The 25890-nt window shown below is 42.0% G+C and carries 21 protein-coding genes; all 21 read left to right on the forward strand.

Going from position 1 to position 25890, the window contains the following annotated elements; all coding sequences use genetic code 11:
* Positions 1–902, forward strand: a 902-nt coding sequence (locus tag AXF17_RS09370; protein ID WP_237049058.1) for a choline/ethanolamine kinase family protein, incomplete at its 5' end; no start/stop codon positions are given.
* 31 nt (positions 903–933) lie between these two features.
* Entirely contained in the window at positions 934–2535 is a 1602-nt protein-coding gene (locus AXF17_RS01885) for a BCCT family transporter (RefSeq protein ID WP_094233561.1), read from the forward strand.
* Between the two features lie 51 nt (positions 2536–2586).
* Positions 2587–3492: an NTP transferase domain-containing protein gene (locus tag AXF17_RS01890; RefSeq protein ID WP_094233562.1), complete on the forward strand. Its 906-nt coding sequence runs from the start codon at positions 2587–2589 to the stop codon at positions 3490–3492.
* Between the two features lie 164 nt (positions 3493–3656).
* Entirely contained in the window at positions 3657–5528 is a 1872-nt protein-coding gene (locus AXF17_RS01895) for a polysaccharide biosynthesis protein (RefSeq protein WP_094234716.1), read from the forward strand.
* A gap of 48 nt (positions 5529–5576) precedes the next feature.
* A complete protein-coding gene (locus AXF17_RS01900; protein WP_094233563.1) occupies positions 5577–6788 on the forward strand; it encodes a DegT/DnrJ/EryC1/StrS family aminotransferase in 1212 nt (403 codons plus the stop codon).
* Positions 6789–7475, forward strand: coding sequence for a sugar transferase (locus AXF17_RS01905; protein WP_207651572.1), 687 nt, complete (start codon positions 6789–6791; stop codon positions 7473–7475).
* 82 nt (positions 7476–7557) lie between these two features.
* Positions 7558–9987, forward strand: a complete 2430-nt coding sequence (locus tag AXF17_RS09375; RefSeq protein ID WP_237049059.1) for a glycosyltransferase family 4 protein — start codon at positions 7558–7560, stop codon at positions 9985–9987.
* A gap of 14 nt (positions 9988–10001) precedes the next feature.
* Complete coding sequence (gene wecB, locus AXF17_RS01915) at positions 10002–11087, forward strand: non-hydrolyzing UDP-N-acetylglucosamine 2-epimerase (RefSeq protein WP_094233564.1); 1086 nt, start codon at positions 10002–10004, stop codon at positions 11085–11087.
* Position 11088: 1 nt separating this feature from the next.
* Positions 11089–11598, forward strand: coding sequence for an acyltransferase (locus AXF17_RS01920; protein WP_094233565.1), 510 nt, complete (start codon positions 11089–11091; stop codon positions 11596–11598).
* A 23-nt stretch (positions 11599–11621) separates the two neighbouring features.
* A complete protein-coding gene (locus tag AXF17_RS01925; protein ID WP_094233566.1) occupies positions 11622–12941 on the forward strand; it encodes a nucleotide sugar dehydrogenase in 1320 nt (439 codons plus the stop codon).
* A 51-nt stretch (positions 12942–12992) separates the two neighbouring features.
* Positions 12993–14069 carry a Gfo/Idh/MocA family protein gene (locus AXF17_RS01930; RefSeq protein ID WP_094233567.1) on the forward strand — a complete coding sequence of 359 codons (1077 nt, stop codon included), beginning with the start codon at positions 12993–12995 and terminating at the stop codon, positions 14067–14069.
* A 15-nt stretch (positions 14070–14084) separates the two neighbouring features.
* The gene (locus AXF17_RS01935) at positions 14085–15215 is read left to right on the forward strand and encodes a DegT/DnrJ/EryC1/StrS family aminotransferase (protein ID WP_094233568.1); all 1131 of its coding nucleotides are present in this window, start codon (positions 14085–14087) and stop codon (positions 15213–15215) included.
* A 2-nt stretch (positions 15216–15217) separates the two neighbouring features.
* Complete coding sequence (locus tag AXF17_RS01940; protein WP_094233569.1) at positions 15218–16492, forward strand: oligosaccharide flippase family protein; 1275 nt, start codon at positions 15218–15220, stop codon at positions 16490–16492.
* A gap of 35 nt (positions 16493–16527) precedes the next feature.
* Positions 16528–17718: an LCP family protein gene (locus AXF17_RS01945; protein WP_157682521.1), complete on the forward strand. Its 1191-nt coding sequence runs from the start codon at positions 16528–16530 to the stop codon at positions 17716–17718.
* Complete coding sequence (locus tag AXF17_RS01950) at positions 17705–18562, forward strand: LicD family protein (protein ID WP_169711299.1); 858 nt, start codon at positions 17705–17707, stop codon at positions 18560–18562. Before AXF17_RS01945 ends, AXF17_RS01950 begins: the two co-directional genes overlap by 14 nt.
* Before the next feature lie 25 nt (positions 18563–18587).
* Positions 18588–19850 carry a hypothetical protein gene (locus AXF17_RS01955; RefSeq protein ID WP_207651573.1) on the forward strand — a complete coding sequence of 421 codons (1263 nt, stop codon included), beginning with the start codon at positions 18588–18590 and terminating at the stop codon, positions 19848–19850.
* Complete coding sequence (locus tag AXF17_RS01960; protein ID WP_094233573.1) at positions 19819–20916, forward strand: glycosyltransferase; 1098 nt, start codon at positions 19819–19821, stop codon at positions 20914–20916. The genes AXF17_RS01955 and AXF17_RS01960 overlap by 32 nt, the downstream gene beginning before the upstream one ends.
* Positions 20906–21511: a YveK family protein gene (locus AXF17_RS01965; RefSeq protein ID WP_094233574.1), complete on the forward strand. Its 606-nt coding sequence runs from the start codon at positions 20906–20908 to the stop codon at positions 21509–21511. The genes AXF17_RS01960 and AXF17_RS01965 overlap by 11 nt, the downstream gene beginning before the upstream one ends.
* Before the next feature lie 67 nt (positions 21512–21578).
* Positions 21579–22436 carry a LicD family protein gene (locus AXF17_RS01970; protein WP_094233575.1) on the forward strand — a complete coding sequence of 286 codons (858 nt, stop codon included), beginning with the start codon at positions 21579–21581 and terminating at the stop codon, positions 22434–22436.
* Complete coding sequence (locus AXF17_RS01975; RefSeq protein ID WP_094233576.1) at positions 22436–24253, forward strand: aminotransferase class I/II-fold pyridoxal phosphate-dependent enzyme; 1818 nt, start codon at positions 22436–22438, stop codon at positions 24251–24253. The genes AXF17_RS01970 and AXF17_RS01975 overlap by 1 nt, the downstream gene beginning before the upstream one ends.
* Before the next feature lie 132 nt (positions 24254–24385).
* A complete protein-coding gene (locus AXF17_RS01980) occupies positions 24386–25864 on the forward strand; it encodes an O-antigen ligase family protein (protein WP_094233577.1) in 1479 nt (492 codons plus the stop codon).
* The last annotated feature ends 26 nt before the right edge of the window (positions 25865–25890 follow it).

Here is a 25890-nt window from a genome sequence, read left to right on the forward strand (position 1 = left end):
CGGAGAGCCTGCAGTCGGATGCAATCGATATACTTGCAAAAGTGTTTGATGTAGATACGAGTGAAATAACAAATATCGAAGTGCTCAAGAAAGGTATGACGAACAGATCATTCCTGTTCAAATGTAAGGGAGAAAAGTACATCATGAGAATACCTGGCGAGGGTACAGAAAGACTCATTAACAGAGAGCACGAGCACCAGGTGTATGAAGCAATAAAAAATAAGGGAATATGCGACGATATCATCTACTTTGATGTAAAAAATGGATATAAAGTAACGAAATTTCTCGAAGATACGCGCAATTGTGACCCCAAAAATTGGGAAGAAGTCGCAAAATGTATGAAGATTCTCAAGAAATTCCACAATTTAGATCTAAAAGTTGAGCATACATTTGATATATTCGGAGAAATTGAGCTCTATGAAGGTCTATGGGGTGAGAATAAATCGATTTATAGGGATTATGGTGCAACAAAGGAAAAGATTTACAAACTCAAGGAGTTCATTGAATCGCTCAATACGCACAAGTGCCTAGCGCACATTGATGCAGTTCCGGATAACTTCCTGTTCTGCGACGATGGAAGTGGAACGGATGATATTCGAATTATTGACTGGGAGTATGCAGGAATGCAGGATCCACACGTAGACATAGCAATGTTCTCGCTCTACAGCATGTATACGAAAGAAGAAGTAGATAAACTCTATGATATCTATTTTGATGGAACATGTGACGAAGTAGTTAGGGCAAAGATATACGCATATATCGCAGCTTGTGGACTGCTATGGTCTAACTGGTGCGAATATAAGAGGCAATTAGGTGTGGAATTTGGCGAATACTCGCTAAAACAATACAGATATGCCAAGGAATACTACAAATATGCTTCAGAATTGATAGAAAAGCTGTAATTTTGTAGAAAAAAGAAAGGAAAAAGCCGATATGAATGATAATAATAGCGTATCAGCTGCAAGAAAGCACATTGATTGGGTGATAACACTTGTGCCGCTAGCGATAATTTGTGGAATGAGTGTGTTGTTCTTTGTATTCCCTAATAAATCAAAGTCTGTGCTGACGGACATTCGTTATATACTTGGTGATAGATTTGGTTCATACTACCTGATTATCGGTGTTTTGATATTCTCAATGTCAATTTATATGGCATTTTCTAGATATGGAGACATCATTCTCGGGGGTCAAGATGAGAAGCCTAAGTACAGCTTCTTTACTTGGGGCGCGATGATGTTTACCTGCGGACTCGCTGCGGATATCCTGTTCTACTCTTTTGCAGAGTGGGTGCTATATGCGACAGACCCGCATGTAAAAAGCCTCGGTTCAATTCAAGAGTGGGCAGGCGTATTTCCGCTATTTCACTGGAGCTTAATTCCGTGGGCGTTTTACCTCGTGCTCGCGGTTTCGTTCGGATTCATGCTGCACGTTAGGAATAGAGATAAACAGAAATTCTCGGAGGCCTGCAGACCTATCCTAGGAAAACACACTGACGGAATACTAGGTAGACTAATCGACCTACTTGCTGTATTCGCACTCATCGCTGGAACTGCGACCACATTTAGTGTTGCTACTCCTCTGATGGCTAGCATCATCAAGATTGTGTTCCATGTGGAGTTGAGCCGTATCACACTTTCTATAATAATTCTGCTGATAACATGCGCGATTTACACGTATTCACTACTTCATGGGTTCAAGGGCATCAGCATCCTTGCAAAAATATGCATTTACCTGTTCTTTGGACTACTCGCATACGTGCTGTTCTTCGGCGGTAAGACGGGCTACATCATTGATACGGGAATAGAATCAATGGGCAGAATGATACAGCATTTTATCGGGTTATCCACATTCACAGACCCAGAGAGGAAGACCATGTTTCCACAGAATTACACCATATACTATTGGGCGTACTGGATGGTTTGGTGCGTTGCTGCTCCGTTCTTTATCGGAACGATTTCACGCGGCAGAACAGTAAGGCAGACTATCATTGGAGGATATGGCTTCGGTGCAGGGTCAACGATTATAAGCTTTATAATCCTGGGGAATTACTCTCTAGGTAAGGAGCTAGTCGACGGCATTCCGCTAATCAAGTCGTATACAGAGAATGGAGATATGTACAACCTTATCATCAATATTGTTAAGACACTTCCAGGTTCAACGATAGTGCTAATCGTCCTGATCCTAACCATGGTTGCCTTCTATGCTACCTCGTTCGATTCGATTGCATACATCGCATCGTGCTACAGCTATAGAAGACTTAAGGATGACGAGGTGCCAAATCGCATGATTCAGCTGATGTGGTGCCTGTTATTGATAGTCCTCCCGATTGCACTTCTGTTCTCAGAAAGCTCAATGAGCAATATTCAATCGGTCAGCATCATAGCAGCCTTTCCGATAGCCGCCGTCATAACGCTTATCGCGGTCAGCTTCCTAAAAGATGCGGGAGCATTCATGAAAGGACTAAAGGTTGGCACACCTAGAAAACTTACATCGACTGATGAAAATGAGATCGAAGAAGAGACACTAAAAGAATAACAAGAATAACAACCGTCATTTGTGGAATAAGAAAACGCAAGGAGTCAGATAATGCTAAAGGTCGATAACGCAGTAATATTAGCGGCAGGAGCATCCAGCAGATTTGCACCACTGTCATATGAGAGGCATAAGGCACTGATAGAAGTTAAAGGAGAAGTGCTGATTGAACGCCAGATAAGGCAGCTTAAAGAAGCTGGAATAAATGAAATATACATAGTTACAGGCTATAAAAAAGAACAGTTTGACTACCTCGAGGAAAAGTTTGGAGTACAGCTCGTTCATAATAGCGAGTACGCGGTTCGTAACAATCATTCGAGCATCTACGCGGTAAAGGATGTGCTTAAGAATTCTTATATTTGTTCGGCGGACAACTATTTTGCAGAGAATCCGTTTAATGATGCAGAAGAGGGAGCGTTTTACAGCGGGATATATGCAGATGGTTATACGAAAGAATGGTGCATGGAAACCGATCAAGATGGCTACATAACTGAAGTCAAGATTGGTGGAAATGACGAGTGGTATATGCTTGGGCACGTATTTTGGGATGAGGTGTTCAGCGAGAGGTTCATTGAGATTCTAAAGCAGAGCTACGAAGATGCCGAGATTATCGACAAACTATGGGAAGAGATATATATCGAGCACATCGGGGAGCTTAGGATGAAGCTAAAAAAATATTCTGCGGAATATATTTTTGAATTCGATACGCTTGATGAGCTTAGAGAGTTCGACAGATCGTATATTGACGATACGCGCTCGACGATTCTAAATGAGATTGCCGAGGAGCTAGGGGTAAAGGAGTCTGAATTAAAGGGATTTCAAGCGGTTAAGGCTGTAGACAATCGTGCGACTGGTTTTAAATTCTCGTGTGAAGGAAGGGAATACACTTACGATTACTGCTCTGAAAAGTTTATATGTCCGCCTTGCCAGTGGGGCGAGTGTGGAATTAATGTGAAATAATATAAAAATGAGGGTTATTTATCGCAATTTGCTAGCTTGTATGGGGTCTTGCGTTTTGACTAATTAGCTCATAATAGGTATAATATTATGATAAATTTCGCGTGATATGCGCAAAATTAGAAAGACTAATATACATGATGACTTCAAGGAAAGCAGGCATGATAATGGATATTAATAGCAAACTGAATTTTGACAAGGCATCTCTTATTAAGACGTGCTTACTTATAATCTGCGATTTAGTAGCAATCGAAGTTGCATCGTTTCTGGCGCTTTTTATAAGATTTGATTTCTCGCTAGATGAACCGATGGGTTCATACTGGGAGATGTTTAAGGGGCATCAATTTGTCGTGATGGCTCTTGGCATTATTATATTCGCAGTTTGTCATATGTATTCTAGCCTTTGGTCGTATGTAGGTATAAGAGATATGATTAACGTGCTCGTCGCGACTATTCTATATACGCTAATGGTTACTACGATATTTGCTTTCTTTGAACAGCGGAACTACGGGATGCCGAGAAGCTTCTATTTGCTTTCCGGTGGATTTTTATTTGCAATAACTTTCTTTGTCAGATTCGTTGCTAGAGCTGCAAGAGAGCTCAAGGGCATTGGAAACAGCCGTGGACAGGCCAAGAGAGCGATGATTATCGGTGCTGGTGCAGCTGGAGCAGGCCTCATCAAGGAGATCAAAGCGAACCCTAGCCTTAAAAAGAAAATTATTTGCCTAGTTGACGACGATGAGTCCAAGATTGGTAAGAGAATGAATGGCGTGCGAATTGCCGGCACAACAAAGGATATCGAGGCGCTCGCACAGAGGTACTCCATTAATCAGATTCTTCTTGCGATGCCATCCGCATCAGGAGAAGAAAAGAAGAGAATCCTTGATATATGCAAACAGACTGGCTGTGAGTTGATGATTGTTCCGGGAATATACCAGATTATTCGCGGTGATGTTAGTGTGTCGCAGCTCAAGCACGTAGATGTAAATGATCTTCTTGGCAGAGACCCTATCGAAGTCGATATAGACGGAATTATGGAGTACGTATCTGACAAGGTAGTAATGGTCACTGGTGCAGGTGGCTCCATCGGAAGCGAGCTCTGCAGACAGATAGCCAGCCACAATCCAAAACAGCTGGTTATGCTTGATATTTATGAAAATACTACTTATGAGATTCAGAATGAGCTTAAGAGAGAATTCCCTGAGCTCAATCTTGTCGTACTTATAGCATCTGTAAGAAACACAAAGAGAATTGACCACATCTTTGAGATGTATAGGCCGGAGATTGTATATCATGCGGCGGCACATAAGCACGTTCCGTTGATGGAGGCAAGTCCAAATGAAGCCGTTAAGAACAATGTTCTCGGTACATGGAAGATGGTACTCGCTTCAGATAAGTGGAATGTTAAGAAGTTCGTACTTATTTCGACAGATAAAGCAGTAAACCCAACCAGCATCATGGGAGCATCTAAGCGTCTGTGCGAAATGATTGTTCAGACATACAACAACAGATCCAATACGGAGTTTGTTGCGGTTAGATTCGGAAATGTGCTCGGAAGTCATGGAAGTGTTATTCCGCTGTTCAGAAGACAGATTGCAGAAGGCGGACCAGTAACGGTTACACACCCTGACATAATCAGATATTTTATGACAATTCCTGAAGCGGTTTCGTTGGTGCTGCAGGCAGGTGCATTTGCAAAGGGAGGAGAGATATTCGTTCTCGACATGGGTAAACCAGTCAAGATTGATGATCTAGCTAGAAACCTTATTCTACTCTCTGGGCTCAAGCCAGGAATTGATATAGAGATTAAATATGTCGGATTAAGACCGGGAGAGAAGTTATTTGAAGAATTACTGATGGACGAAGAGGGGCTTCAGGATACTGCGAACAAGATGATTCACATCGGTCATCCGATTAATATCGACGAGGAGAAGTTCATTAGCGAGCTCCAAGAGCTCAAGGGATATGTGGAAGCAGAACCTGACGATATCAAGAGGTATATCAAAAACATAGTCCCAACATATTCACCTAAAAATTAGAGTGTATAATAATATGGTTATTAAAAAATGCTAGGAGGCATATCGCAGATGAAAGTACCGTTTTCACCACCGGACATATCGGAGTTAGAGATTAACAGAGTTGTAGAAATTCTCAAATCTGGCTGGATTACAACCGGTCCAGAGGTTAAGGAGTTCGAGAGAAGAATTGCAGAGTACATCGGTGTTGATAAAGCTGTTGCGCTTTCTTCTGCTACGGCATCACTCGAGGCAGCTCTTCATATTTTGGGAGTTGGTGAAGAAGATGAGGTCATCGTTCCAGCATACACATATACAGCTTCAGCAAGCCCTGTGGTTCACAAGGGTGCGAAGCTGGTGATTATCGACTCAGCACCTGAAACTTTTGAAATGGACTATGACAAGGTTGCTGAGGCAATTAACGATAATACAAAGGCCGTAATACCTGTCGATTTAGGAGGAATGGTATGTGACTACGACAGATTATTTGAAATAGTAGAGGCAAAGAAAGATATCTTTAAGCCTGCAAATAAACTGCAAGAAGCACTTGGCAGAGTTGCGGTAATTTCCGACGGTGCACACGCTTTCGGTTCTATAAAGAAGGGCATTAAGGCGGGTGCCATAGCGGACTTCACATCGTTCTCTTTCCACGCAGTTAAGAATCTTACTACTGCTGAAGGCGGTGCTCTCTCGTGGAAGACCATTGAGGGCATAGATAACGATGAGCTCTATCATGAGCTTCAATTATACTCGCTGCACGGACAGTCTAAGGATGCACTATCTAAAAACAAAGCGGGTGCATGGGAATATGATGTAGTGTACCCAGCCTATAAGTGCAATATGACAAATATCAATGCGGCTATTGGAATCGCTCAGCTTGAGAGATACGACGGACTACTCGCGAGACGTAGGGAGCTCAACCAGAGATATGAGGCTGCGCTCGAGAAGCATGGAATTAAGGTTATGCATCATTACACAGATGAGATGACCTCGACAGGTCACCTATACTTGGTTAGGATTCCAGGAGCTTCCGTAGAGGATAGAAATGCAGTAATTCAGGATATGGCAGAGCGTGAAATTGCGTGTAACGTTCACTACAAGCCACTGCCGATGATGACTGCATACAAGAATCTTGGATTCGATATCGCAGATTACCCAAATGCTTATCACCAGTATGAGAACTTGATTTCATTACCAATCTTCTCGACGATGACCGATGAGCAGAATGAATACGTTATAGAAAATTTCGTTGATATACTTAAGAAGAGAGGACTTATTAAGTAGATGGTTTTGTGCAAGTGGAATGACTTACCGGAGCATATGAGATGCGATGAAGTAAAAGAATATTATGACATCCTAAGCTCTAGAAAAGGCTCGCTTATTGCAAAGAGAATATTTGATTTCGTCATTTCACTTCTGATGACTATCATTATTTCGCCGATACTTCTTATCTTAATCATGATGATAAAAGTCGACGATCCAGGCCCGGCGTTTTTCAGACAGGTAAGGGTGACTACAAACGGTAAAGAGTTCAGGATTTTTAAGTTCAGGACAATGGTTGTAAATGCGGAGAAACTTGGAGCACAAGTGACCAAAGAGAATGACCCAAGAGTTACCAAGATAGGACACAAGCTGAGAAAATACAGACTTGATGAGCTTCCGCAGCTTCTTAATGTAATAACTGGGGACATGTCCTTTGTCGGCACTAGACCGGAGGTTCCAAGATATGTGGATTGCTACTCCAAAGAGATGCTTGCAACACTGCTGCTGCCAGCGGGTGTAACGTCGGAGGCTAGTATTACATACAAGGATGAGAACGAAATCATCGGAAGTGCGGAGAATCCTGACGAGATGTACGTCGAGAAGGTTTTGCCAGAAAAGATGAAATACAACCTTGATGCTCTCAGGAACTTTAGCTTCCTTGGAGAAATCAAGACTATGCTTAAGACGGTTGGTGCCGTTATAAAGTAAGCTAGACGGAGATACATTGCAATCGCTACTACTTAAGTGAGCGCATTGGAGGATAGTTTGAAGATATTACTGATTAATCATTATGCTGGGTCGCCGGAAATGGGAATGGAAGTTCAGACCATATTATCTATCTCGCGAGTGGATCAGGCAGGGGCATGAAGTCACGATTATAGCGGGCGGATATTCGCACCTAAGAAAGGCAAATCCTAATGTCTCGAAGAATTTCGAGGAAAGGATGATTGACGGAATTCGTTATGTGTGGATTAAGACATCTTCATATAATCGCAATGGATTGGCACGTGCATTCAGTATGTTCGAATTCAGTAGAAAACTATTTTCCAATGCAGAATATATATCAGAACACTACCAGCCAGATGCAGTAATCGCATCTTCGACATATCCGCTTGATACTTACGGTGCGGACAAGATTGCAAAGCTCTCTGGTGCTAAGTATATTCATGAGGTTCACGACATGTGGCCCTCAACTCTGTACGAGCTAGGCGGAATGTCGAAGAGCAATCCGTTTGTAAAGCTTATGCAGCGTGCGGAAGATTTCGCATACAGACACTGTGACCAGGTAGTTTCGCTACTTGATCACTCTAAAGAATACATGGTTCAGCATGGCCTTGCTGAAGAAAAGTTTAACTGCATTACTAATGGTGTAATCAAAGAAGAGTGGGAAAATCCGGCACCAATTCCTGAAGAGCATAGCCAGATTCTAAACAGGATGAAGGATGAAGGAAAGTTCATAGTAGGCTATTTTGGTGGTCACTCCATATCCAATAATCTGGATATGCTCCTTGCCGTTGCAAAGAAAATAACTGATAAGGACGTATGCTTTGTGTTGGTTGGTGATGGCAGCTACAAGGATAGACTTATACAGAGTGCAAAGGATCAGGATATAGAGAACGTAGTGTTCCTTCCGGCAATTGACAAGGATGCCATTCCTAATCTCATCAGCTATTTCGACATAGTCACAATCTTTGCGGCAAATACGAAACTGTATAGATTCGGTATTTGTATGAACAAGATGTTCGATGCAATGATGGGCGGCAAGCCACTACTCATGTCGGTGACGACGCCTGAGACCTTAGTTGAAAAGGCAGAGGCGGGCATCGTTACAAAGGCGGGAGACGTAGAGAGCTATATCGAAGCGATAGAGAAGCTCAAGAGCCTACCGGTTGAAGAGCTCAAGAACATGGGAGTGCGTGGACACAACCTGGTTTCGGGTGAGTACACGTATGACAGATTGGCAAATAAATTCGTAGAGGTGATGAAGAAGAAGGGCAAGAGAATTCTACTTATCAACCACTACGCAGGTTCTCCTGAGATGGGAATGGAGTTTAGACCGTACTATATATCGAGGGAACTCGTGAAGAAGGGTCACGATGTAACTATTATCGCGGGTAGTTTTTCGCATCTTAGAAAGACGAACCCAGATATAACTGAAAATTTTACAGAGCAAGAAATCGACGGAATAAAGTACGCTTGGATCAAGACTGATGAGTACGAAAGCAATGGTGTTGCCAGAGCCTTCAGCATGTATCATTTCTGCAAGGCGCTCAATTCGAATAAAAAGAAAATTGTGGAGCACTATAAGCCGGATGTAGTTATCTCGTCATCGACCTATCCGCTCGACTCATACCCATCGTATCGTATTGCGAAGCTTGCTGGAGCTAAGTACATCCACGAAGTTCACGATATGTGGCCACTGACGCTTTACGAAGCAGGCGGAATGAGCAAGAAGAATCCGTTCGTAATCGCTATGCAGTTTGCGGAGGATCATGCATATAAGAAATCAGATGTTGTAGTTTCACTACTCCCTCACGCTAAGGAATACATGATTGAACATGGCATGAAGGCTGATCACTTCAGGTATATACCGAACGGAGTTGTGATAAATGAATGGGACGCAACAAGGAAAATCCCTGACGAGCACAGAGAGGCGTTTAAGAAGCTAAAGGCAGAAGGTAAATTCATTATTGGATACTTCGGAAGCCACGAGCTTTCATATGGGCTTCACAACCTGCTCGATGTTACTAAGCAGCTCAACGATGAAAAAGTTCATTTGGTTATGGTTGGAAAAGGTAAGCTTAAAGATGAACTTATCAATTATGCGGAGCAGAATGGAATCAGCAACGTGACATTCCTGCCACCAGTAGAGAAGGGAATAATCCCTGCAGTAATCGATAACTTTGACGCGATATTCATCGGAACAATCGAGTCGCCGCTGTACAGATTTGGAATCTGCATGAACAAAATGTTTGACTCCATGATGGCAGCGAAACCAATAGTTATGGCGATAACAACGCCATCCACACCTGTAAGTGAATCTGGATGCGGAATCATCACGAAATCGTGTGACAACGATGCTATAAAGGCTGCAATCAGAAAGATTCAGTCGATGAGTGATGAAGAACGAAGCCAGATGGGAATGCTTGGACGTGAAGCTGTACTGAGCAAGTACACGTATGAAAATATTGCAAGCGAATTTGAAAAGGTATTTGAATAGAAGGGGTGCATGTGATGAAGATAGTAACCGTAATTGGTGCAAGACCACAATTTATTAAGGCGGCTGCAGTTTCTCGTAAGCTGGAACAATTCTGCGAAGAGATAATCGTTCACACAGGCCAGCATTATGATGCGAATATGTCAGAGCTTTTCTTTGAAGAGCTACATATCCCCAAGCCAAAGTATAATCTAGGCGTGGGCTCCGGTTCACATGCAAGGCAAACAGCAGAGATGCTTATCGGAATTGAAGATATCCTTATCGAGGAGAATCCTGACTATCTAATGGTGTATGGAGATACTAATTCCACAGTTGCGGGAGCGCTTGCAGCATCCAAGATTCATATTCCGGTAATTCACGTGGAGGCGGGTCTAAGATCTTTCAACATGGCTATGCCTGAGGAGCAGAACAGAATCCTTACAGACCACATCTCGAGCCTACTTTTCTGTTCAACAGATGCGTCTATAGAGAATCTTGAGAATGAGGGAATTAAGAATGGTGTCCACAGAATCGGTGACGTAATGTGCGATGCGGTTCTTTACTATTCACAGGAGATAGACAAGAAGGCTCGCAGTCAGTATTTTGCAGACCTTAATTATATCTTCGGTGAGCGCGGTGAGATCGATAAGTGGTATCTATCCACAGTTCACAGAGCTGAGAATACTGATACACCAGAGAAGGTGCGCAAGATTCTCAAGACTTTCGAGAAGTTCGATGCACCGGTTATCCTCCCGGCTCATCCTAGAACAAGAAAGATGATTGAACAGGTTAACGAGGAGGAGAATCTACAGAATACAATTTGTGTAGAACCTATCGGTTACCTTGAAATGCTGTATTTTACAAAGAATGCGGTTAAGGTAGTGACTGATTCCGGCGGCCTACAGAAGGAAGCGTACATACTCGACACACCATGCGTAACTCTGCGTGAGCAAACGGAGTGGGTTGAGACGCTGAATGGAAACCACAATGTGCTCGCCCATATTGATGAAGCGGACATACTTGATAAAGTTAACAATACCGTTATTTCTAATGAAAAAGAAAACTACTATGGTGCGGGAGACGCAGCAGAAAAGCTAGTTAAAACGATTATTTCGGGGGAATAAAATGTCAGATTACTTTGTGCATGAGAGTAGCTACGTAGATGATAATGTAGAAATAGGAAAAGGAACTAAGATTTGGCACTTCTGCCATGTTCAGCCTGGAGCTAAGATAGGTGAGAATTGCTCGCTTGGACAGAATGTAAACATTGCCAACAACGTGCAGATTGGCGACAGAGTAAAGATTCAGAATAACGTATCGGTTTACGAAGGTGTTACACTCGAAGACGGTGTATTCTGCGGACCATCCTGTGTATTTACAAATGATCTTACACCAAGGGCACGTTACCCAAAAGGTTCTGAGAACTACGGGAAGACGCTCGTTAAAGAAGGAGCATCCATCGGTGCTAACGCAACAATCGTATGCGGACATACCGTTGGAAAGTGCGCGATGGTAGCAGCAGGGGCAGTTGTAACTAAGGATGTACCAGACTATACACTAGTAGTTGGAGTACCTGCAGTTCCAGCAGCTAAGCTCGACGAATTCGGCAATATAATAGAATGGTTCAACAGATAACTCGGTCAGAAAAGGGGAAGAATATGAATATAAAGGAACGTTTACTCGAGAAAATCGCAAAGCGTGACATTACTGTAGGAGTTGTAGGCCTAGGATATGTAGGTCTTCCGCTTGCTGTTGAAAAAGCTAAGGCGGGTTTCAAGACCATCGGCTTCGACGTGCAGGAAGAAAAAGTTAAGATGGTAAACGAGGGACACAACTACATCGGTGATGTTGTAAATGAAGACCTCAAGGAGCTCGTAGAGAGCGGTATGATGAAGGCGACATCAGACTTCTCGTTCGTAAAGGATGTTGATTTCATCGCTATTTGCGTACCTACTCCTCTTGATAAGCACCAAGAGCCAGATATAAGCTATGTAAAGTCCTCCACAGAGGCTATTTCAAAGCACCTATCTCGTGACACAATGGTTGTTCTCGAGTCCACAACTTATCCGGGAACTACTGAGGAGCTGCTACTTCCTATCCTTGAAGAGGGTTCTGGACTAAAGTGTGGAGAGGACTTCTACCTCGGATTCTCACCTGAGCGTGTTGACCCAGGTAACGTGATTTACAAGACAAAGAACACACCAAAGGTAGTTGGAGCTGTTGGCAAAGACGCAACAGAAGTAATTTCTGCGATGTATAGAGAAGTTCTCGAGGGAGAGATTTACGAAGTGTCTTCACCAGCTATCGCTGAGATGGAAAAGATCCTAGAGAATACATACAGAAATATCAACATCGGTCTTGTTAATGAGCTTGCGATGCTCTGCAACAAGATGGAGATTTCTCTATGGGAGGTAATTGAGGCCGCAAAGACTAAGCCATACGGCTTCCAGGCGTTCTATCCAGGCCCTGGTCTCGGTGGACACTGCATCCCTCTTGACCCATATTACCTAACATGGAAGGCAAGAGAGTTTGGTTTCCACACATCGATGATTGAGAGCTCAATGATTATCAATGATAAGATGCCTGAGTACACAGTAGACAGAGCTGCAGCGGTTCTCAACAACCACAAGAAAGCTCTCAACGGATCAAAGATTCTCGTTCTAGGAGTTGCTTACAAAAATAATATCGATGACTATAGAGAGAGCCCAGCTCTTAACGTAATCGACATTCTCAAGGAGAGAGGTGCAGAGACTGATTTCTACGATCCATGGATTCCAAAGTACAAGAGACATGGTGAGTGGCATGAAGGCATCTGTGAGATTAATGCTGATATAATCAAGGGATACGATCTTATCCTCGTTGCAACAGCTCATGATGCATACGACTATGAGATGATTAGAGAGAATGCAGTTGCAATATTCGATACTCGTAACGCATTCAAGGACGTAAAGGAAAGAGATAACATTTCTCTCCTATAAGCCCGGCACAATATAGACACTATAGTAATTAAAATTCCGGAGGACATGTAAATGAAATATGCATTGATTGGATGCGGTAGAATCGCAACAAATCACGTGACTGCTGCAGTAAATAATAATCTAGAGATAGTTGCGGTATGCGATATCGTGCCAGAGAAGATGGAAGAGATTCTTGCAAAGCACAACTTGGCTGATGATAAATCAATCAAGAGATATACCGACTATAAGCAGATGCTCGAAGAGAACGAACTTGAGCTTATCAGTATTGCGACTGAGAGTGGCAAGCACGCAGCAATTGCACTAGATGTAATCGATGCAGGAGTTAGCGTAATTATTGAAAAGCCTATGGCTATGAATATCGCTGATGCTGAAGAGATTATCAAGAGAGCTGCTGAGAAGAACGTAAAGGTTTCGGCTTGTCACCAGAACAGATTCAACGTAGCTATTCAGGAAGTTAGAAAGGCTGTCGAAGGAGAGCGTTTCGGAAAGCTTTCCCACGCATCTATCAATGTTCGCTGGAATAGAAACAAAGGATATTATGACCAAGCTCCTTGGAGAGGGACTTGGGAAGAAGATGGCGGCTGCTTGATGAACCAGTGCATCCACGGAATCGACCTTCTCAGATGGATGATGGGAGATGAGGTAGTGGAAGTTTATGGAGCAACTAGACAACAGTTCCATGATTATCTTGAAGCTGAAGATGTTGGCTGTGCTGTTGTTAAGTTTAAGAACGGCGCAATCGGAACTATTGAGGGAACTACTAACGTATACCCTCAGAACCTCGAAGAGACGCTGTATATATTTGGAGAAAACGGTACAGTCAAGGTTGGAGGCAAGTCCACCAACACGATTGATGTGTGGGATTTCAAAGATGAAACTGCTGAAGACCAGAAGAACAAGGGGCTAGAAGAAGAGACGAGCAATGTATATGGCAATGGTCATACAAGCCTATTTGCCGATGTAATCGAAGCGATTAAGGGAGACAGAGCACCTTACGTAGATGGAGTTGCTGGAAGAAATGCACTTGAGATGGTTCTCGCTATATATAAGAGCCAGAAGGAAGGTGTGCCAGTGAGACTTCCATTGACAGATTTTGCAAGCACTGACATGCGAGGAGAATTCAAGTAGAAGCGGAGGGAGACAATGGAATTTAGAGATTTAAAGAAGCAGTATGCTGCTCTCAAAAATGACATAGATCAACAGATTGACGAAGTAATTGCTAGTAGCAGATTTATCGGAGGCGGTAAGGTTTCCGAGCTTGAAGAAAAGCTAGCTGAATATGTTGGTGTTAAGCACTGCGTGACTTGTGCAAATGGAACCGACGCTCTTGAGCTTGCACTCATGGCGTGGGGAGTTGGGAAGGGTGATGCTGTATTCGTTCCTGACTTTACGTTTTTCTCATCCGGAGAGGTTGTTTCAATCTTAGGAGCAACACCAGTTTTCGTTGATGTAGACGAAGATACTTTCAATATGGATCCTGTATCACTAGAAGAGGCAATAGCTGCAGTAGCTGCTGAGGGCGAACTCAAGCCTAGCGTAGTAGTGCCAGTTGACCTGTTCGGACTACCTGCTAACTTTACAGAGATTAGAAAAATCGCTATGAAGCATGGTCTTAAGGTTCTCGAAGACGGAGCACAGGGCTTCGGCGGTGAGATTAATGGCAAGAAGGCATGCAGCTTCGGAGATATCTCGACAACTTCATTCTTCCCAGCGAAGCCACTCGGATGCTATGGAGATGGCGGAGCGATATTTACAAACGATGGTGAAGCAGCTGAGCTTATCAGATCATACTGTGTGCACGGTAAGGGCAAGATGAAGTACGATAACGTACGTATCGGTATGAATTCAAGACTTGACTCGATTCAGGCGGGAATTCTGCTCCCTAAACTAGCGGCATTTGCAGATTACGAAGTTACAGACGTGAATAGTGCGGCGGACAGGTACACAGAGCTTCTAGAGGGTGTTGTAACTACACCAGTGATTCCTGACGGATTCCTTAGCAGCTGGGCACAGTACACCATCAAGCTTGAGAGCAGAGAACAGAGAGATGCATTACAGGCGCACCTCAAGGAGAAATCAATTCCGTCGATGATTTACTATCCTAAGCAGATGCACAATCAGGAAGCATTTGGTGGCGAGAATAGATTTGGAATTGACTACTCTGTTACGAACAAGCTATGTGACACAGTTCTGTCACTACCAATTCACCCATATATCTCAGATGAGGATGTGGAAGAAGTTGTATCAGTAATTAAGGAGTTTTTAGACCAGTAAGTATGCGGGATAAAATTAAATTTATATATCAGAAGGGCTTAGTCCATATAATGGGCTCGGGACTTCTCAACAAGGTGTTTACGTTTATCGGAAACGTCTTCGTTGTCAGGTTCCTAACCAAGCGCGAGTACGGTATTTTTGGATACGCGGATAACATCATGTCCTTCTTTTTGATTCTGAATGGAATGGGCATCATATATGGCATGCTCCAATTCTGTTCAGAGCAGAGACCCGAAGAGGAAAAAGAGGCTTATTATTGGTTTTCGTTCAAGTTCGGAATGGTCTTTAACTTTGCAATCGCAATAGGTGTATTTTTATGTGCGATGTTTGCACCGTTAAAGGTGGATGAAGCGAGGCCGGTATTGATGGTGTACGCGCTATATCCATTGACATATTACATATATCAATACTATTGCTTGCTGATGAGATGCAAGCGAGAGAATAAACGATACGCTCTGTTATCGAATCTCAATGCCTTCATATACATGGCGGTTGAGATTGTAGGAGCTTATTACATAAAAGTAAGTGGAATTATCATTGCTCTTTACCTCGCAACGATAATTACCTCGTTCTTCGGAATGAGATTTTACTCAATCAGGACACTCAGGAATGCACATTATCTATCAAAGCACCAGAAGCTTGAGCTGATAAAGTATTCAGCGTATGTATGTGCGAACACGATGATTTCGAACCTGCTTATCCTGATGGACGTATTCCTGATAGGTTACATTATAGTAAGTCCTGAAAAGATTGCTGTATACAAGGTTGCGGCGACAATACCCGAAGCCTTAATAGTAATACCTAACAGCGTCGTGATGTTCGTATATCCATATTTTGCAGAGCATAATATGGAATACGGATGGATTAAGTATAACGCCAAACGTCTAATTGGAATCACTGCCATTATGAATTTTGTTGTTGCAGGGATGCTATTTGTTTTAGCTCCATGGATAATAAAGTTGTTATGGGGTGTTAAGTATATGGGTGCCGTTTCAGTGTTCAGAATACTTTCTGTTAACTACTTCGTGTCATCGACTCTTAGAGTTAACGTGAGCAACTTGCTCGCAAGCTTACGAAAGGTGAAGCTGAACTTTTACATCAATATTGTAGCGGGTATAAGCAATGTGGTTCTCGATGCCTTACTAATCAAGTATTTGGGAATCGAGGGTGCAGCATGGGCGACACTAACAGTCGTTGTAATTACGACGGCAATGCTAATACCAGCACTTATACACAGCATACGTGATCTCAAGAAGCTGGAGCCAATAAACAGTTAACAGACAGGCGATTTTAAAGAATGGAGCTTAAACAAATGGGTTATGCAAGAAAATATCGAAGAAGCAAATTCAATACGTTTACTAAAATATGGTCATTGTTTTATCTAATAGCACTACTAGTATTTGTTTCAGCGATGCTAGTCCTAGATGTAATCCCATCAAAGATATTGCTGGGGGCATTCGTTGCACTTCTTATAATAAGTGCAATATTCTTCATACAGCTATTTAGAGACAACATCAAGAAATCTAGAAAAATCACGGCATTTATCCTGAGCTTGATTCTGATGATTGTATACACTGTTGGAACTGCATATGCGGTTGCTACGCATGAGTTCCTCGGACAGGTTACAGCTAAGAAGAAGGCAGAGGATGCTGTAGATGTAACGAGTAAGCCATTTAACATTTATATAAGTGGAATGGACACTACTGGCAAAATCACTGAAGAGGCCCGTAGTGATGTTAATATGATTATCACGGTAAATCCTAAGACTCACAAGATTCTGATGACTTCGATTCCGCGAGACTACCTCGTTGAGCTACAGAACGGTGAGAAGGATAAGCTAACACATACAGGTATGATGGGTATCGATGAGACGACGTCTGATGTGGAAGACCTTCTAGGTATTAAGATCAACTACTATGTAAAGGTTAACTACAACACGCTTAAGGACCTTGTAAATTCCATCGGCGGAATCACAATCAACTCCGATAAGGCTTTCATATCGTATATAGGTAGATACCAGTTTGTACAGGGCGAGAACGAACTTGACGGCGCTAAGGCACTTGCATATGCAAGAGAGAGACGTGCTTACAGCGATGGTGATAATCATCGAGTTCGTAACCAGCAGGATGTTCTAAAGGCGATAGTGAATAAGCTTACAGGCTCTACAACACTGCTAACTAGATATAACAAAATCCTCAAGTATCTCGCGCCAACTATGGAGATGAACCTTACAAGAGCTGAAGTTAAGGCTCTCGTTAAGTTCCAGATTGGAAAGAATCCAAAGTGGAAGTTCGAGTCCAATTCACTAGAAGGATACGATGCTTTTGCTACTGTATATTCAAGCGGAAATCAGCAACTATATGTTATGAAGCCTGATGAAGAGAGCATAAAGAAGGCTCGTCAGAAGATTAAAGAAATACAGCATCCAAAGTCAAAGTCAAAGAACAAAGACAACGGCAATGATGATATTGAGAGTGAGAGCAGCGAAGATGACAACCTATAATGTAGATGCATTTCCTGAGATAAAGGACGTTCAGAGAGTTGAGCTCGATATACTGACAAAAGTCGCAAGGCTTTGTGATGAGAAAGGGCTCACATATTTTATCGAGAGCGGATCTGCACTTGGCGCGGTTAGACATGGTGGATTCATTCCTTGGGATGACGATATAGACATTGGAATGCCTCGCCAGGATTATGAGAAATTTTTAGAAATTGCACAGGAAGAACTAGGTGATGGCTACTTTGTACAGACTAGAAAGACAGACCCTAATGCACCGTTCTCATTTGCGAAAGTGAGAAAGAACGGCACGACCTTCATAGAGTGGAATAAGCGCAACATCAAGATGCATCACGGTATCTATATCGATATATTCCCCTACGATGGGCTTCCGAATGAAGGCCTTGATGAACATATCGATAAGTGCTTGAAGCTCAACAAATTTCAATTTAAGAAATATATTCCCGACAGAGTAGGTGTTCCACAGGAGGGTCTTAAATGGAAGATTGGAGCTTTAGCGAGAAGGATGCAGTATTATCTTTTGAAGCTATATCCAGAGAGTCTACTCGAAGGAAAGATTGAGAAAGAGTATAAGCGATATGAGACGAAGACAGGAGAACAAGGATTCTGTACATGCTTCTCCTTTGTGGATAGGATCATCTTTCCAAACGAGCTGCTATTCCCTCCTCAAAAGATTGCGTTTGAAGGTGAGGAGTTCTATGCGCCTGCAAAACTCGAAGAATACTTAACACTTATGTATGGTGATTATAATCAGCTTCCTCCTGTTGAGGATCGCGTTGGTCATAGACCAGTTGAAGTGTCAGTGACAGAGGAGCTATTTACCCGCTAGTGCAGGGTAGTGAAAGGACTAGATTGTGCTAATTTTACTGTCGTGGATTTTGAATATACTTATTCTGCTATACGAGTGGAGGAAGAAGTCGCTGGGGATGGTTCTCTGGTCGATGCTTTTTGTAGTATTTACAATCCCTAACACAGCACATGCGTATTCAGGAGACTATTCCGAGGTAACGATTGTCAATGCTACCATGTTAGCAGTGCTATTCATGGCAGTTTACATGTTTACGAGATTCCTCTATTTTGCAAAGTTCAATGCGGAAAAGATAGAGATGGAAGTATCTGATTTTGAGGAGACTCCAGAGGCACTTTTTAGAATGATTTTCTTCGTATACCTCATATGCTTCGCGATTGTAGCGATAGGGTTCTACGGCAGAGGATATTCGCTTTTCAACTCGACATGGACACAGACTCTCGATATGCCGCAGACATCTATAGAGATCATGGCAGGGAAAGTAATGGTTGCTTTCTCTGGAATCGGATTTGCCTGCCTATGCAAGAAGAAGTATCTGTGTTTCGTGATAGCATTTGCAATTTACCTATTCTGCGCACTTTATTCAAAATCGAGATATAACCTGCTTGGATTTGTAACGCCGTTCATCATCTACTTCTTATTCAACAAGAACAATAAGAAGGTAGCAATCGGAGTGTCGGCGGGTGTAATCCTTGTGTTCTCGGTATTTGTATTCCAGCAGATTAGATGGCTTGGAGATATCACGATGCTGCCAAAGGTAGGACTTGGCGAGATACTTAAGCGCTCCGTTGACTATATGAGAAAAGGTGGCGGAGAGCTAGGGCTTATCAAGGCATACTATTACTTCGTTGAACACAACAACAACTTCCCTAAGTTCGGTATGGCTCTAGGCTATATGAGATTGACGCTGCTATTCGTTCCAGCGAGCATTGCCAAGTTCAAACCGAGGGATTTTGCAATAGACATGTACAAAGAATGGAAACACATTGACAACCCTCGAGGAACTATGCATCCAACTCTTTATGGAGATGTTTTTGCGAACTTTGGGTTCATGTGCTTCTTGACTGGAATCGTATACGGAATATTGGTTTCTTTTATCGATGAACTGATAAAGGCAACCAAAGACCCAACGATGAGATGTATGAAGGTGAGTATGGTCTGCACACTGTATATTCTTATCGGTAGAGGTGCGACATACAATGCTATATTTAACTATATTATCGGAGCACTCGTACTAGATATCATATACGCGGTTTATAAAATATGGAGGAGGGCAAGTGAAAATACTGTTCATCAGTGCAGCAAATAAAAATTTTGACGGCAGAACGAGAGCCTTGCTCGTTGTTCTAAATTCATTTGCTGACGTCATAGACATAACCACAACACAGGAAGATGATTTCGCAGATAACAGTTCATATTATGTGAACTGTAAGTCATATAAGGAGTTCATACGCAAGGCCATAGATATTGGTAAAGAGCATGGAGATGTGGATTTCATCTTTGCTGATAACAGAAAAGCAACTATTCCAGCACTCAAGCTCAACAAGATTCTGAAGCCTAAGGCTGTAATCTACGATGCTAGAGAGCTGTATCTGCAGAGAGAGACTCGTGGATTTGCGAGCAAGGTGGGTTGTTTCTTCGAATCACGCATGATTGCGAAAGCGGCACTCACAGTATGTGCAAATGAAGAACGCAAGCAGGTCATGGAGAAAGAGTACGGTAAGATTGGAACAATCCTCGTGTTCGAGAACTTCCGAAAGTTGTCATATTCAAAAGATTTCTCAGAGGAAGTAATGAATCTGAAGTTCGACTATCTGAATGGAGATGATTCGTTTAAGATCGTTTCAACAGCAGGGTGTGAGCTAGAGCGAGGCACAAAGGAGCTTATCGAGGCAGCGGCGAAACTTAACTTCAATAATACATTGTACTTAGTTGGTTGCAAGGAAAATGCAGAAAAGCATGAGATTGAAGCTTTTATCAAAGATCGTGGAATCGAGAACGTAAAACTTGTACCTAGACTAAATCAGGATGAACTCAAGTACTTTGTTTCCAAGTGCGATGTAGGAATCGCGATGTATCATAAGAAGAATTCAAACAATCTCTACTGCTCGTCAGGAAAGATTTACGAATATGCATATGAAGGGATTGCGGTCTCAACGACTGATAATCCACCTATGAAGAGAGTCTTGGATGAGTACGAAATCGGAGCATATGATAGCGATATTGGTAAAGCATTGGTGAGTGTCCACGATAATATGGACACTATAAAGGAGAATATAAAGACATTTGTCGGAAATCGAGTAGTCGAGAAGAAACAAGAAGAATTTGCAGTCGATATAAGAAAGTGTATGGAGGACTTACAAAATGGAAAATAGTTTTGAGAAGAGAATTATCGAACTAGTTAAGAAGTATGCGGTAGTAATGATTATCTGCATGGCAGTTTGCGCAGTTGTAATGGCTAAGGTTGAAGGCTCCAAGGCTAGCACTTCATACAAGGCGAAGCTCACGGTGGCAGTTACACCTGTTGACGGATATCAAAACAGTACTCTTGATGACATCAAGAAGAACGAGGAACTTGTTGGGCTCTATGCAAAGATTTCGACATCATCGAAGACTCTTGACCGCGTTGCTGAGTATGCAGGACTAGATGAGAATGGTAGAATCGCACTCAACTCAAGAGTTGCCGTTGACATTGCTAAGGAAGGTCAGTTTGTAGATATCTATATCACTGCTGATACTGAAGATGAAGCTCTCAAGCTGGCAGATGCGGAAGCTAAGGCATTCGTTGAGGTAGGTAAAGAGGTAAGAGGTGAAGATATGTTAAAGGTTATCTCAATGCCTAAAAAACCTCTCGAAGTTGAGAGCGTAAGCAAGAAGGGGTACTATGCGACAGGCGGTGTTGCAGGTATCTTTGTTGGAATCATCGTAAGTGCACTACTAGAGATGAGAAGGAAGAAGCTAACAAAATAAGAGAGGTTCATAGGTCAGTATTATAAGAAAGCAAATTATAATAAAAAGAATTGGATAAGGTGTTGAGATGACTGACATAAAGACAGACGATTATACGAAGAATTTCCCAGAACTTAAGTCTGTGCAGAAAATCGAATTAGGCATCCTTATTGAATTCGATAGGGTGTGTAGGAAGAATAATCTGTGCTATTTTCTAGATAGTGGGACAGCGCTAGGTGCCGCTAGGCACAAAGGCTTTATACCTTGGGATGACGACATTGACGTCGGTATGCCAAGACCAGACTACGATAGATTTATGGAAATTGCCAAGGATGAACTCGGTGAAGAATTCTTCCTTCAGAACCTAGAGACTGACCCGAAAATACCGTTTCCTTATGCAAAGATAAGGAAGAATGGCACGGAGTTTGTCGAGTGGAATAAGAGAAACATCGATATGCATCATGGTATCTATATCGATATTTTCCCATATGACAGGCTGCCGGAGGATGGCATAGATGAGTACATGGACTACTGTCGTGAACTTAACAAGAAACTATTTAAGAGAAGAATCCCTGATAGGGTCGGTCTTCCTCAGTCTGGCTTAAAGTGGAAAATCGGTGCAATTGCCAGAAGATTACAGTACTTGGCTATGCAGCTTACACCTGAGAAAAGCCTTCTAGAGAAGCTAGACCATGACTACACAAAATACGAATATCTCGGATTCGAATCTGGAAAGTCAACATGTCACTCGGTTTCTACAAAGGTTGCATATTCAAATGATACGCTGTTTCCGCCAAAAGAGATTGAGTTTGAAGGTCACAGATTCTATGCTCCTGCTGACATGGATACGTACCTAACAGATATGTATGGGGATTATATGAAGCTCCCACCAGTTGAGAGCAGGGTAGGACACAGGCCTTTCGTAGTGTCGTTGGAGGAAAAGTAATGCAAGCGATAATATTAGCTGCAGGAATGGGAAAACGCCTAAAGAAGCTTACTCAAAATAACACTAAGTGCATGGTAAAAGTCAATGGTATGACCATGATTGAGCGCATGCTACGTCAAATTGATAAGCGAGGTGTATCAAGGATTGTAATAGTTGTCGGATATGAAAGAGAGAAACTCAAGGAGTATATCAGTACTCTAGATATAAGCGCACCGATTCAATATATCGATAATCCAATATATGATAGCACCAACAACATATATTCACTCTCACTAGCATCGGAGCTTCTAATAGAGGAAGATACTCTGCTATTTGAGAGCGATTTAATATTTGAGGACAGTATTCTCGATGCCCTCATAGACGATCCGCGCGAGACACTGGCGCTTGTAGATAAGTACGAGAGTTGGATGGACGGGACTGTCGTAAAAATTGATAATAACGACAACATCATCGACTTTGTACCTGGGAAGAACTTCGTGTTTGAAGATATCCCATCCTACTACAAAACAGTAAATATCTATAAATTTTCAAAGGACTTTTCCACTCGAAAGTATGTGCCATTTCTGAACGCTTATCAGAAAGCACTCGGAGCTAACGAGTATTATGAGCAAGTGCTCAAAGTTATTACAATGATTGAAAAGCCTGAAATTCAGGCAAAGAGGCTCACTGGTCAGAAGTGGTACGAAATTGATGATGTCCAAGACCTAGATATTGCGGAAAGCATATTTAGAACGGATGAGGGCGAGGTTTATAATGCGATAAGCGGCAGATTCGGAGGATATTGGAGATATCCAAAGATGCTCGACTATTGCTATCCTATAAATCCATACTATCCACCGCAGAGGTTGATGAATGAGATTAAAGCGAACATAGAAACTTTGATTACAGAGAGTCCATCGGGTATGCATGTGGTGAGCCTGCTAGCAGCAAAGGTGCTTGACGTGGACGAAGATAAGATTGTTGTCGGAAATGGGGCTTCGGAGATTATAAAAAGTGTAATCGAAGAGTCTAGCGGAAAGGTTGGGTTTATAAGCCCCTCTTTTGAAGAGTATTACAATCGTTGCGAAGAGGATAGGCGCGTTGTATATAAGTCAGAAAGTATAGACTTCTCATATTCAGTGGATAATCTAATCAATCACTTTAGAGACAAAGAGATTTCTTCACTCGTAGTTATCAACCCGGACAATCCTACTGGAAATTATATTCCGAAGGAAGATGTCTTAAAGCTTGCTAAATGGTGTGAATATAAGGGTATTCAGCTAATCTATGACGAGTCATTTATTGATTACGCAATGGATGAGCAGGGTTCGATCATATCAAGTGGAGAGTATGAGCAGTTTGCAAACATGCTGGTTATCAAGTCGATTTCAAAGGCGCATGGTGTGCAGGGACTAAGACTTGGCGTTGGAGTTTCTGTAAATAGTGAGAAGATATCTGCGCTTAAGAAATCGCTAACCATATGGAATATCAACTCAATATCTGAGTTTTACCTTCAGATAGCCGAGAAATATGCAAAGAGCTATAAGGCAGCAATATGCAGCTTCAAAGAGACTCGCGAAAAATATTTAAAAGAACTAAAGACAATAACATCGCTGAGAGTATTCAACACAGAGGCTAACTTCGTCATGGTTGAACTGCTTGGTTGCTGTAAGGCCACTGACTTTTGTGGTAAGATGCTCAGAGACAATGGTATCTTAATCAAGGATTTGAGCAAGAAAGCAGGACTCTCGGACAGACAGCTCATCAGACTATCAATCAGAACGGAAGATGAGAATGCACAGGTTGTGCAGGCGATTAGGACATATTTTGATAAATAGCATTTAATGGGGAGTTTCTGTAAATACGAGGGACGTAATCAGTAGATACTTATATTCGACGAAGATTGTGCTAGGGACGAGCGATTTAAAGTAATAATTACTAGGCTTAAGTAGGAAAGAGACGAAAGAACAATGTACGAATTTAAAACTTTAAATCACATGATGGTATTTATAGACAGGATAGCCAGCAGTGTAAAGATAAAGAAGGGTCAGAGCACGGTCATTTCTCTATCGGTATTTGGAATGATGATGACGGCCTTTTGTAAATTTTCTTTTTTCACGGAAAAGTTATCGCAGTCTGGAATCCCTACACGGATGGTAAGTGTTGTTAGTAGCGGTATGTTCTTCGTGTTCTTGATACTGGTGTTTATATCTTTGGATAGGAACGAGAGCAAGCAAGTTGAGTTTAATGCATGGCTGGGGGTGCCACTTTCGCTAATAGTTGCAGCGTACATGGTTACGGGAGTAGTGGAAAAAGCACCAAAACAAATTGTGTGGGCACTCATATACAGCGTCGTATTCGTTCCAATCTCGTATAGACTTGCCAATGAAAGAAATCGAAAGATATTCGTTAACGGCCTGGCGAATGGCATTGCTGCTTTTGGAATATTCGTTTTAGTTTTAAATATCGTATTTTCGCCGATAGTCGCAAAGAACTCGTACTATGGACCGAGATATACTGGCGTTTTAACGAACCCGACTATACTCGGTTATAACCTAAATACATTTATAGCAGCATATGTATATATAATTTACAAGAAGATTTTCATAGATAAAGCAGACTTTAGAAAGCTGTCAAGCGGCTTAGTTCTTGCAATTGCGATATGGGGCCTGAGCATGTCCTGGTGTGCGATACTTCTTACAAAAAGTAGAGGTTCGTTTCTCGGCATACTTGGAATCATGTTTTTCTTTGCGGCTATCGTGATAAAAGGACTTGTGAAGACTCGCATTGAAACCAAGAATTTACTTACGATTCTTGCCATTGCAGTTGTTATGATCACATCTGCCTACAAGTTCTCGGATAATATACTACAGAAAAATTTAAAAGCTCTAAATATCAAAGGACATTACACTATTACTCATATGATGTTCGGAAGAATGCAAGAAATGAGCAATTTTAAAAATGTCGATGAATATCATTTTGATTATATGGAGCCGGAAAACTTGACAGAGACTCAGAGAAAGGTATGGCGCGATTTAGATAAACTTACAACGCATAGAGTCTGGATTTGGTATATCTATTCGCAGCATCTTGGCTTTATAGGACACAAGAGCAGAACGTTTATCATTCCTGGATATACGAAGGGTTTCGAGAGACAGTCACACAATGCGACCCTCGAGGTCACATTTAATGGAGGATATATTGCTGGTTTTGGCTTCTTGATAATTGAGGTAACAACCGGAATTTATGCTTTGATTACATTGTTTAGAAAAAAAGAATATACTGACAATAATTTAGAGATGCTTTTCTTATCACTCGCAGCAATAGCATTTTGCATAAATGGTGTGTTTTCTACGATTAATACGCTGACGACATATTCAATAACCATGATGTATTACATGGCATTGACGACAACGGGATTTAGAAATAGCAAGAAAACAGAAGATTAGGTATAGGCATTAGATTGAAATTATTT

It is taken from the genome of Mogibacterium pumilum (assembly GCF_002243385.1).
GTDB lineage: Bacteria > Bacillota > Clostridia > Peptostreptococcales > Anaerovoracaceae > Mogibacterium > Mogibacterium pumilum.

Bases quoted from the DNA above. Each gene is read 5' to 3' on its own strand.
- AXF17_RS01885 (WP_094233561.1), top strand. From the start codon at position 934: ATGAATGATAATAATAGCGTATCAGCTGCAAGAAAGCACATTGATTGG.
- AXF17_RS01900 (WP_094233563.1), top strand. From the start codon at position 5,577: ATGAAAGTACCGTTTTCACCACCGGACATATCGGAGTTAGAGATTAAC.
- AXF17_RS01925 (WP_094233566.1), top strand. From the start codon at position 11,622: ATGAATATAAAGGAACGTTTACTCGAGAAAATCGCAAAGCGTGACATT.
- AXF17_RS01890 (WP_094233562.1), top strand. From the start codon at position 2,587: ATGCTAAAGGTCGATAACGCAGTAATATTAGCGGCAGGAGCATCCAGC.
- AXF17_RS01905 (WP_207651572.1), top strand. From the start codon at position 6,789: ATGGTTTTGTGCAAGTGGAATGACTTACCGGAGCATATGAGATGCGAT.
- AXF17_RS01950 (WP_169711299.1), top strand. From the start codon at position 17,705: ATGACAACCTATAATGTAGATGCATTTCCTGAGATAAAGGACGTTCAG.
- AXF17_RS01895 (WP_094234716.1), top strand. From the start codon at position 3,657: ATGGATATTAATAGCAAACTGAATTTTGACAAGGCATCTCTTATTAAG.
- AXF17_RS09375 (WP_237049059.1), top strand. From the start codon at position 7,558: ATGCTGGGTCGCCGGAAATGGGAATGGAAGTTCAGACCATATTATCTA.
- AXF17_RS01965 (WP_094233574.1), top strand. From the start codon at position 20,906: ATGGAAAATAGTTTTGAGAAGAGAATTATCGAACTAGTTAAGAAGTAT.
- AXF17_RS01930 (WP_094233567.1), top strand. From the start codon at position 12,993: ATGAAATATGCATTGATTGGATGCGGTAGAATCGCAACAAATCACGTG.
- AXF17_RS01920 (WP_094233565.1), top strand. From the start codon at position 11,089: ATGTCAGATTACTTTGTGCATGAGAGTAGCTACGTAGATGATAATGTA.
- AXF17_RS01945 (WP_157682521.1), top strand. From the start codon at position 16,528: ATGGGTTATGCAAGAAAATATCGAAGAAGCAAATTCAATACGTTTACT.
- AXF17_RS01935 (WP_094233568.1), top strand. From the start codon at position 14,085: ATGGAATTTAGAGATTTAAAGAAGCAGTATGCTGCTCTCAAAAATGAC.
- AXF17_RS01980 (WP_094233577.1), top strand. From the start codon at position 24,386: ATGTACGAATTTAAAACTTTAAATCACATGATGGTATTTATAGACAGG.
- AXF17_RS01940 (WP_094233569.1), top strand. From the start codon at position 15,218: ATGCGGGATAAAATTAAATTTATATATCAGAAGGGCTTAGTCCATATA.
- AXF17_RS01975 (WP_094233576.1), top strand. From the start codon at position 22,436: ATGCAAGCGATAATATTAGCTGCAGGAATGGGAAAACGCCTAAAGAAG.
- AXF17_RS01970 (WP_094233575.1), top strand. From the start codon at position 21,579: ATGACTGACATAAAGACAGACGATTATACGAAGAATTTCCCAGAACTT.
- wecB (WP_094233564.1), top strand. From the start codon at position 10,002: ATGAAGATAGTAACCGTAATTGGTGCAAGACCACAATTTATTAAGGCG.